The sequence below is a fragment of the Chryseobacterium sp. ISL-6 genome (assembly GCF_018613715.1).
Lineage (GTDB): Bacteria > Bacteroidota > Bacteroidia > Flavobacteriales > Weeksellaceae > Chryseobacterium > Chryseobacterium paludis.
On the sequence record NZ_JAGGPT010000021.1, the window covers coordinates 17316 to 27307 of the forward strand.

At 32.3% G+C, this 9992-nt stretch carries 10 protein-coding genes; 6 read left to right on the forward strand and 4 right to left on the reverse strand.

Annotated elements, in window-relative coordinates; all coding sequences use genetic code 11:
- Window positions 1-70: 70 nt before the first annotated feature.
- From J7E44_RS23645 to J7E44_RS23660, 4 genes are all read left to right on the forward strand, one after another.
- Entirely contained in the window at window positions 71-2236 is a 2166-nt protein-coding gene (locus J7E44_RS23645) for a type VI secretion system Vgr family protein (protein WP_214834626.1), read from the forward strand.
- A 140-nt stretch (window positions 2237-2376) separates the two neighbouring features.
- Window positions 2377-3066: a DUF4280 domain-containing protein gene (locus J7E44_RS23650; RefSeq protein WP_214834628.1), complete on the forward strand. Its 690-nt coding sequence runs from the start codon at window positions 2377-2379 to the stop codon at window positions 3064-3066.
- Window positions 3067-4273: 1207 nt separating this feature from the next.
- Window positions 4274-4867, forward strand: coding sequence for a Crp/Fnr family transcriptional regulator (locus tag J7E44_RS23655; RefSeq protein ID WP_214834630.1), 594 nt, complete (start codon window positions 4274-4276; stop codon window positions 4865-4867).
- Between the two features lie 50 nt (window positions 4868-4917).
- Window positions 4918-5196, forward strand: coding sequence for a hypothetical protein (locus J7E44_RS23660; RefSeq protein ID WP_214834632.1), 279 nt, complete (start codon window positions 4918-4920; stop codon window positions 5194-5196).
- 238 nt (window positions 5197-5434) lie between these two features.
- Here the strand turns inward: J7E44_RS23660 and J7E44_RS23665 are convergent, their stop codons facing one another.
- The 4 genes from J7E44_RS23665 to J7E44_RS23675 all read right to left on the reverse strand — a co-directional run bounded on the left by J7E44_RS23665 (window position 5435) and on the right by J7E44_RS23675 (window position 7658).
- On the reverse strand, window positions 5435-5713 hold the full coding sequence (locus tag J7E44_RS23665) for a DUF6520 family protein (RefSeq protein ID WP_214834634.1): 279 nt from the start codon (window positions 5711-5713) through the stop codon (window positions 5435-5437).
- 66 nt (window positions 5714-5779) lie between these two features.
- Window positions 5780-5932, reverse strand: a complete 153-nt coding sequence (locus J7E44_RS24055; RefSeq protein WP_251040678.1) for a hypothetical protein — start codon at window positions 5930-5932, stop codon at window positions 5780-5782.
- Between the two features lie 120 nt (window positions 5933-6052).
- Window positions 6053-7246 (reverse strand): MauE/DoxX family redox-associated membrane protein, encoded by a 1194-nt coding sequence (locus tag J7E44_RS23670; RefSeq protein WP_251040679.1) that lies wholly within the window; start codon window positions 7244-7246, stop codon window positions 6053-6055.
- A 196-nt stretch (window positions 7247-7442) separates the two neighbouring features.
- Window positions 7443-7658 carry a hypothetical protein gene (locus J7E44_RS23675; protein WP_214834636.1) on the reverse strand — a complete coding sequence of 72 codons (216 nt, stop codon included), beginning with the start codon at window positions 7656-7658 and terminating at the stop codon, window positions 7443-7445.
- 281 nt (window positions 7659-7939) lie between these two features.
- On the opposite strand from J7E44_RS23675, the gene J7E44_RS23680 reads away from it, so the two are divergent.
- Both J7E44_RS23680 and J7E44_RS23685 read left to right on the forward strand, forming a co-directional pair.
- Window positions 7940-9649, forward strand: a complete 1710-nt coding sequence (locus J7E44_RS23680; protein ID WP_214834638.1) for a tetratricopeptide repeat protein — start codon at window positions 7940-7942, stop codon at window positions 9647-9649.
- Window positions 9650-9694: 45 nt separating this feature from the next.
- On the forward strand, window positions 9695-9992 hold a 298-nt coding region (locus tag J7E44_RS23685), incomplete at its 3' end, for an RteC domain-containing protein (protein ID WP_214834641.1).

The window sequence follows — 9992 nt, forward strand, 5'->3', positions numbered from 1 at the left end:
ATTATAAACTGGACTTACATGCCGGTTTAATTTCTTTAGAAGTAAAAAATAAAATCTCAAGTAATTTATTATGTTTAATAGAACATACACCGATTTAAAGCCCAATAGATCATCAAATATTTCCAATGATCCTGATCCGGCACAAAATTCAATTTTATCAACCACAAGTACTATTCTGAAAGAAAAAGAAAGTCCTTTGGTATACTGTTCATTAATGTTGGACGGAAAACCATTTCTTGATAAATCAAGTTTCTCCCTGGAACTGAATCAGCTTACCAATGATCATGATTCTTTTAATATAATAGTGTCTGATGATGCATTGGATAGCTTTGAAGGATATGTAATGGAGAATTCTAAAAATATTCTTGGAAAAGACGTTACCATTTATTTCCATCGTTTTGGAATTATACAGCAGTCTTTTACAGGCCTTATTACTAATGTTAAAAATAAAAAAGAAAATGGATACGGGAAGCTTTATATCACTGGAAATGCTCCGACTATTCTTCTGGAGAACGGGAAAGCCTGCCAGAGTTTTGAGAATAAAACACTTGAAGATATTGTAAAGGAGGCTACAAAAGAGCATGAGGACATAACAATGCTTGTTGAAAACCTCAATACCCAATATACTTTACCTTACACTGTACAATACAAGGAATCTGATTACCAGTTTATCAAAAGACTGGCGTCACGTTATGGAGAATACTTTTATTATAGTGGACACCAGGTGATATTTGGTAATAAAATACAACCTACCGTTAAGCTCGAAGAAAATATTGATCTTATTGAGGTGGAATTTGAAATAGGTATTAAACCTCAGGATTTTGGTTTCGCGGTTTACGATGCTAATAAGGGAATAAAGACAGAGGCTAAGTCTTCTTCAATTCGTTCACAATATAAAGAAAATCACCTTCAAACCACCGCTATTAATGCTTCGAAAAATGTATACAAAAAGGAGCAGCAAATGCTATTTAATCATAGTGGTATTTCAGTTGCCACTGAAAAAGAACTTACTGAGGCTGTAAAAAAGGAGAAGGAATCAAGAGAAAATCTGGTTTCGGTAAGAGGAAAAAGTAAGGATCCCGGGGTAAGAATAGGGGGGCAAGTTCAGTTAATTGATATTAACGGAAAGGCAATGGAGACTTATCGTATTATAGAGATTATTCATTATCATGATGGGAATATTTATTATAATGAATTTGAAGGCATTCCGGACCTGTACAATGCTCCATATCTGGATGGTGAAGCAGTTCCAATAGGAGAGCAGCAATCAGCAAGGGTAGTTGATAATAATGATCCTTTGGGAGCGGGAAGAGTAAGGGTTCAGTTTCCATGGCAGGAAAATAAAGGAAGTGTTTCTCCATGGCTTAGATTGGTTCAGCCTAATGGTGGCAGTGGAAAAGGGTTTCATTTTATACCAGAGAATGGAGAGGAAGTTGCAGTAGCGTTTGAAAGTGACAATGCTGAAAAACCATATGTAATTGGAAGTCAATATAATGGAGCTGAAAAGAGCGGTTATGCTACAGAAGATAATAATAATAAAGTCATCCAGACCCGCAGCGGATCACGTGTTTTATTCAATGATAAAGATGGAAGTGTAAACATAAATGATTCTGGGAACAATTCTGTTGTATTTGATGGACTTGGAAATATAACGATAACGGCTCTCAATAGTATTAGCATAATTGCGGGTCAGGAAATAATATTATCAGCTGGCGCTAAAATCAGCTCGACTTCGGTTAACCTTGAACAGACTATTTCAGAAAATATAGATATAACTGCTAAACAGATTAATACCGAAGCTTCCAATGGAATTAAGATGGATACAAAAGAACTTGCTTTGAACGCAAAAGAGAAATTGATGATGCACTCAGATAAAGAAGCAATTGTCAATGCGCAATCTCAGGTGGGCATTAAAGGAAGTAAAATCAACATGGATAATAAACCTGAAGATGCTGGAAAAAATAAGAAGTCCGAAAATTCACGCAGTAATAGTGACAAATCGCAATCTGCTATCAAAACCGCATGCGGTGCAGCTAACACGGCTTTAGATCAGAAAGCAATTAAAGACCTAAAAGATGATGCAAAATATGCCATAGACAAAACACTTGCTCTTGGTAGCTTATTAGTTTCTATTGAAGGTGTACGTCCAAAAACTACAACTACAACTCAGACTACAACTCAAACTCCAAGTGAAACTATAACTCAGACTACAACTCAAACTCAAAATCAAACCTGAAAAGATAATAAACAAAAAATCTAGGTAAAGATAATACCAGGTAAAACAGAAAACTATGCTAAAAGATACTGTAAATAGGTTTTTTATTATAAGAGAATTAAGTTCATAGGCAAATATAAGCCACATAAATTTTTAAAGCTATGACACAAATAATCACAGAAAATTCTTCTTTGTCTTGTGACAAAGGAGTCGCGCCCTCAAATCTGAAAGTGACAAGTAACGTTTTTTATAAAGCAGATAATAAATTGATCGCGACAGAACAGGATAAGCAGCCAGTAGTTAATATTCCCCCTTTTGGACTTTGCTTGGTTACAAGAATCGCTTGTGTCCCTAGCATTACGAAATGGGATAATACGGCCGAGGATACATGTATCAATACCCAAAAAGTCCTTACTGAAAAAAGTAAATGCTCATGCTCTATAGGGGGAATAATATCAGTAATAGACAAAGGACATGGTGAAGAACATGCTATTGTCAATATGGATATTAAGCCTCAGGGTGCTGGAAAGGAAGATAATAAACTCGAAAAATCAAGTAGCAATAATGACCAATCAAAATCTGTTAACAAACCCTCATGCGCTGCGACTAAACCGATTTTAGATGATAAAGCAATTAAAGAGCTAAAACAAGATACCAAAGATTTCTTAGATAGATTACTTTCTTTAGGTAATTTATTAGTTAGTGTTGAAAAAGTACGTCCAAAAACACAAACGCAAACTTCAATTCAAACTACCTCCCAAACCGCAAGTGGAGCTACAGCTGGAACTACAACTACAACTACAACAGAAACTATTTCTAAAAGTAAGGAACAAAAAGATAATACAAAGTAATAAACATAAAAACTAAAGAATAATGTAAATACGCTCTTGATAAGGAATTAAGTTTCGTACCGTAATATCTAAACCCCTTTAATTAAGTTATGCTAGAAATACTCACAGAAAATACTTATGAGTTTTGATATCTATTCTTTTACCATAATAAAATGTACTCCACTGGTAACCTAATTGGATAATGCAGCTGAAATATCACAATAGGAAATAACAAATTTCTTACAGATAAAAGTATTCGTGAATGCACTATGCCAAGGTTAATAAGTGATAGAAGATAAACAGGTTTTATTACGTTTTAGATATCTAGACCTGATTAAGTTCATTAGTCTGATATTGTTTAATCAGATTAGTATGCTTTTTAAAGCGATGATGCGAATTAGCGGCTTTTATGATAATGATGTACTAATTTTTCCAGTATAAATTTGAACTTGCAACTATTTTGAGACAAAATTTATATACTCTTTATGCTACATTTTTAGATGGATTAAACATTGGTTACATTTCCTAAAGCTGAAATCGAAGATTCGGCGAAGCCAATATCTTCTCAGAGTGTTGTAAAATGTTTCTATTTATTCAAACACAGAGTTTTTAGCATGGTTTCTAGTTTCATATTTATTTTGATAAATAAGTTCCGGTTTTAATGTCATGAAAAACTTTCTGGTACAGCATTATCATAACAATTTCTTGTTCCACTAATACTTCGGGGAATGTTTTTTCTGACTATTGACGTAAATTCTGTGCAGGCATCCTGTATCCCTCAGAAAGTGCGTGATAAACAGGGGACGCGGTGAAAAACATAAAATAGAATAAGTAAGTACCGGATCTTTAAATATCAAATTGAATATTAATTGATTAGTTAAAATATTATATTTTTTTAGTGATAATACGACAGCACTCCAATGGGATTTTAAATAAGAACTATTTACATTTGTTTCACAAACCTATGTAGTAGTTCTTTTCTGTAGTATAACGGTGCTTCTTGTTTTTGTATAAACAAAACAATTGTATGTTTTCATACATGAAAAAACCCGGCAAATACTTAATAAGAACATCATCTGTTATTTAACAGATGATCTTAGGCGTTGCTATTATGTGTCTTTATTAAACAGATGTATAATATATCTTTCTTTCTATGGAAGTAAACTTAATACCATGACAAAACTATAACCTAAGGGAATTTTATTCAACTTTTTAAAAAAAGAGTAGTATGATAATAAACGAAGATTTGCTTTTGTCCAAAGGAGAAATCAGATATTACAAACCAAATCAATTGATTTTTTGTGAGAATGAATTTCCTTTTTATTACTATCAGATAATAGAGGGTAATGTAAAACTAAACAGTTACAAGGAAGAAGGGAAAGAGTTTATCCATAGTATATTGTCAGATGGACAAAACTTTGGAGAGTATGCAATTTTTGCTGATAAACCCTATCCGATGAATGCTGAAACGGTGACCAAAAGTACTATTGTAAGACTTCCCAAACAGATTTTTTTAGATGTAGTAGGACAAAGGCCTGAGCTATTGTCACGCATAGTGAGAAGTCTTTCTCAAGGCATGTACTATGAATGTGTTATGAAAAAATATCTTACTTCATTGAGTCCTGTTGTTAAAATCAGAGGATTGCTTGATTATTTGAAAAGCTCTCAGAATAAAAATTTTTTATACTCTTTTAAAATTCCGCTAACAAGAAATCAGATGGGTTGCCTGACAGGACTTTGTGAAGAAACTGTCATAAGAACTATTAAAAAAATGGAAAAAGAGAAGATTGTTAGTATCAGAAACGGAAAAATTTTTTATTGACTTCGAAATATAAAAGTATAACAAGCCAACTGAACGCTAAACAATAAATTATGAAAAATTGGAGAAATAGTATTGAACAATATATTGCACAGGCAGATGATCGATGGAATGCTCTTCCTGTGTTACGCCAAAATATATATATCAAAATCATTTTAGCAGCATATACCTTAATGACTGTTATAACAGCAGTAAGTATTTGTTCATCGAGGACTAACGGGAGCAATCGGTTAATGGTAGATGGTATTAATGGTTTCATCGATGTAGTTACTTGTGAGAACTGTCAGACATTAGATTCTGAAAACCACCCCAATCAGAAAACAAAGAAATGAAAATTGTCAGTAAAAGTACTATTTGAATAATCTAAGTTTTTTAGTGGATCGACGGAAAGCCAGAAGAAACCTAAATCCTAAATAGGTGCCGATTTTTAAATTGATATATGAAATACTAGTGATATAAGCTATATTTTATACAAAACACAACGAGCATATAGCTCGCTGTGCTTTTGAAATGCTAAAGAGAAGTCGTGTAATAACCACGATAATGCCCCCCTTCTATTGCATATAATGATTAGTTTTGAGGAATTTCAAACAAGTTGTTAGGACAATCACTTCCGCTTAGATCAAATAACGTCTCAGTACCCATACCAACATTAGCTGTACAGATATCATCTCCTGTATCACTACAAGAGATATGTGTATTTTGACATTCTACGGGTTCACCTGGTCTAAAAACATAGCCGTCTTTTACTGCTTTATTAGATGTTTTACTCAGGTTTGTTGCAAATGCTGTTCCGGCACTTAAAATAACAAGTGCTACGGGAAAAATGAACTTTCTAATTGTTTTCATGTTAATAAATATTATGTTATGCCTACTCTTTATCGGGTTTTCGGCTTTCCCCGTTGAAACTGTTTGTTAAGGTTTGCGCAATACGATAACGTACAATCTCCCTACCTGCCAATACATAGAAGTATCGATCAGTGACAAGCATTTGAGATAGCTTTCTATCCTGCCGGTGTTGTAGATAAAAGCTGCCCCAGTATTCTGAAGGATTGGTCTTGTAGACATCAATAATATCGTTTTTTTGCCATAAGTCACGGGATTCATAACGACCCATCGAAGCAGACTGAATAAATAGTAACCCACGATATACATATGAATTACGATTAATAGTTAGTGGACTTCCTATCATTTTTTTACTTCCGTCACTGAGTTGAGTAATCTGAAGTCTTGAATGGCTGACAGTGTCAATGGTTTTCTTGATAAGTATATTTTGAAAATTTCTATCTGAAGAAATAATCTGGTTGCGATAGCTGTAAATATAGAATAATCTGCTATTCCTATCATCATAAAGTAGTTTTCCATCATATCAAATGTTCCATCTATTTGCTTTTCTAGTATTTCCGTATTAAGATTAACTCTTGGGATTTTAGCTGTTTTAAGATTTCCTAAAACTAATGACTTGGTTTTATTGCTTTTGGTTCTGAATGCAAACAAATCAGGTGATAAAATAATGAGTTGATCGAAATATACATCCTGATAACTGATCTGATATACCTTTCCACTGAGGTCTTTTTGTTGAGAACGGTAAATAACTGGAACACTACCATCATGCATATAAATATGGTCTTCAGTAACAATAGTTTTTATAGCCCGATAAATGTGGGGTTGGTCTGGTATTAGTTTTATTGTGTCTACTTTCGTTAAATCTTTTTTTATACTTAGAAGTAAAAATGGAGAGGTAGTGTTTGCAAGAAATAATTTATCCTTTGAAGAACCTGCAAAATAATATGAGTTATATTTTAAATCATAGGCTTTTTCTTCGATAATAGGATGATGAGGGAATCTTCTAACAAAATTATTCTGTTTCTTCATAATGTTTTCTGATGAATAGAAAAGATAGATCACCAAGAGAATATTAAATCCAATAACAGAGAGCATAATGATACCAAATTTTAAAAAATGGCTTTTCTGTTTTTCAATAATAATGATGTTTACAGCTGATAAGACGATACAAATAATGTTGAATATTAAATGTTCTGTCCAGCCCATTTTCTCCAGAATTCCCCCACAAGAACATGGGACAAAATCACTGTAATTCAAAATGAGATAAATATAGACTGTAAAAGCGGTCATAATTCCTAGCGAAGCATATAATCCAATAAGTCGAATTTTCGGAATCGTTAAAAAGACAACAATTATAAGTTCCATAATTATTACACCGTAGGAAGCAAAACCTGCATAAGCGCTTAATAGGGGAGATTGTGCTATCTGGACCTGGAAATTCTCAAAATCCAATATCTTGCTGATACTTGCGTAACAAAAAAGTAGAATAAAAAAGTATGAGATAAGCAGAACAACGAAATAAGTCCATTTTTTCATAATGCTAATTTTAATATTATTAACCTATTTGGATTAATTTCCAGGTAATTTTCATGCCGCAATAATCTGGCATTTTGCTTCCTTTGGATACTGGGCAGATGGTTTTAAAATTTCCTGTTGTCTCCCAGATTCCACTTTTTGGACAAGGTGAACTGTGATACAGGTAATGATTAAGTTTTGGAAAATCATATCCTTGCTATTGAATGATCCGCCAGTCATGTGTGTCCTTTACAGGAGGGTCATCGTGTGAGATAAGAGAATCTTGTCTTAACGTATCTCGCTCTTTTTTAGCCTGATTTTCTTTTTTATTTGTATGTGAAATCTGATTTTCATCGCGATCATCATTCTGTACACAGCTTAAAGTTATTAAGCTTAAAAATGTTAGAATTATAAATGGGATGTACTTTTTCATTTTGTTGATTTTAAGTTAATCCCGGCCGGTTAAATTTTTTTCGAATTCGTAAGCCAAAGGTATTTTGAATAGCCGCCAAAAAAAATCTTTATAGGGCAAGCTTTACAAAGCAAGACGTCGTGATTTATAAACTAAGACAAATAAAAAAGCATGTAAAACTCTTTATTAATTAGAATATTTATTTTTAACTTAATTATTGTTGTGTGATCGTTAATTGAAAGGTTTAATTTGACGTTTTTTGGCTAAATTTGAAATAGTTACTGCGGTAAAAAACAAATACTATGACGGCATCTACTTTTTTATTACTGATATTTTCTTTCTTTACGGTAAATGTATTTCATGCTGAAAATAGGAATGAAGATTATATTGAGATTAGAAGTAGGTATGAAAACTTTGAAAAAGAAGATTCGGCGGCATTTAAATACATTAATAAATATATCCAAAAGGCTAAATCTGAATCAGATTTTGTGCATCTTGTCCAGGGATACAAAGATGCTGTATATTATACATCATCTCATTACAATAAACTCGCATATGCTGATAGTACTATATTTGCAGCTCTACGATCACAGAAAGATGAGTTAATCAGTGACTCCTATCTAGGAAAAGGTATTTTCTATTATTTTACACTTAAAAAATATGAACCAGCTTTATCTGAATACCTGAAAGCTTATGAATATTCAGCAGGTATCAAAGATGAATATCTCCAGAATAAAATTATTTATCATTTAGCAGTAGTTAAAAGTTATTTGGGATATCATGATGAAGCTTTGGAGTTGTTTCAAAAATGTTTGTTATTCTTCGAACTGAAGACTAAGCAAAAAGATCATCCTAATAATCTCTTCAATTATAATAAAGGTTACTATAATTCGCTTCATCAATTGGTGATTTGTTATCGAAACCTCAAAAAATACAACACTGCGGAAAAGCTAACTAATTTAGGATTAAAGAAGTTGGGTGGAGTGGATGATTTCCCTCTGGAAAAAAGCTATTTATTAAAATGTAGAGGTATTTTACAATATCATCGTCAAAATTATGAAGGTTCCGTCAATGATCTTACTAGAGCGCTTCCGGAAATAAGAAAATCAAAAGATTTTTCTTGGGAATCGGTTATTTATTACTACTTAGGTAAGAATTATATGTTGGCTGATAAGGAAAAAGGATTAAGGTATTTGAAGAAAGTTGATTCCATATTTAACAAACAGAATTTTATTTTGCCAGAATTACGAACAACCTATGAGGATCTAATCAACTACTATTCAGAAAAGGGAAATATTAAAGAACAGCTTTATTATACTAATCAACTTATAAGAGTGGATAATTTAATAGGAGAAAATTTCACTTACCTAACGTCGAAAATCCATCGCGAATATGATACGAAATCTCTTTTGGAGAACAAAGGGAATTTAGAAAGAATGAGTTTCAGAAGGATGATTTATAGTATTGCGCTTGTTGTCCTTATGTTGCTTTTTTTTATTCTGTTTATTTTTCATTATCTGAAAGAGAAAAAAATAAAAAACAGGTATCAGGAACTTCAGGAAAAGTTGTCAAGTAGTCAAAACTCTAATTTATTTAAACCCTCCTCTAGTCCTAGAGTGGGTGTTTTGAAAACCACTCTCACTGATGATATTTATAATCATATAGCTGCAAAATTGATCACTTTTGAGGATGAAAATAATTTTACAAAGAAGGGCTTAACTTTAAGTTCGTTGGCCTCAAAAATAAATACAAATACGTCTTATCTTTCAATCTTTATCAATGAAAATAAAGAAAAGAATTTTAAGACTTACATTAATGGACTTAGGATATCTTATATAACGAAATTACTCAATACTGATAGGAAATTTCTACATTATACTATTGAGGCTCTGGCAGAAGAGGCGGGAGTGTCTACACGTCAGCATTTTTCAGATTTATTTTATGAAGCCAATGGACTAAGACCTAAAGATTTCATACGAAAGAAAAAAGAAGAACTTGATATGAATCAATAGATAGATTTGTAAAGACAAATCTTCGTAATTTTTCTGAAAAAAGACATGCTAACAAAGACATTTTTTAGAAAAATATCAAAACTTCGAGAGGGTTTAGATGTACAGATTCTTGTAATCACTAAAGAACAAAAAGGAACAATTTTATCTTCGGAACTGATATTGTTAAAAATTGACAGTGTTATAAGGGATTTAAAAAAAATATTAAAAGAATTCACCTTTGAAACCATAGCTGATGAAGTTCACTTTTTTAAAGATCATAAACCTTATTTTATCTCAAGATATATTTATTATTCAAGAATATTACATATTGAAACTTCGAAGCCTGTATGTCTTCAAAATAAAA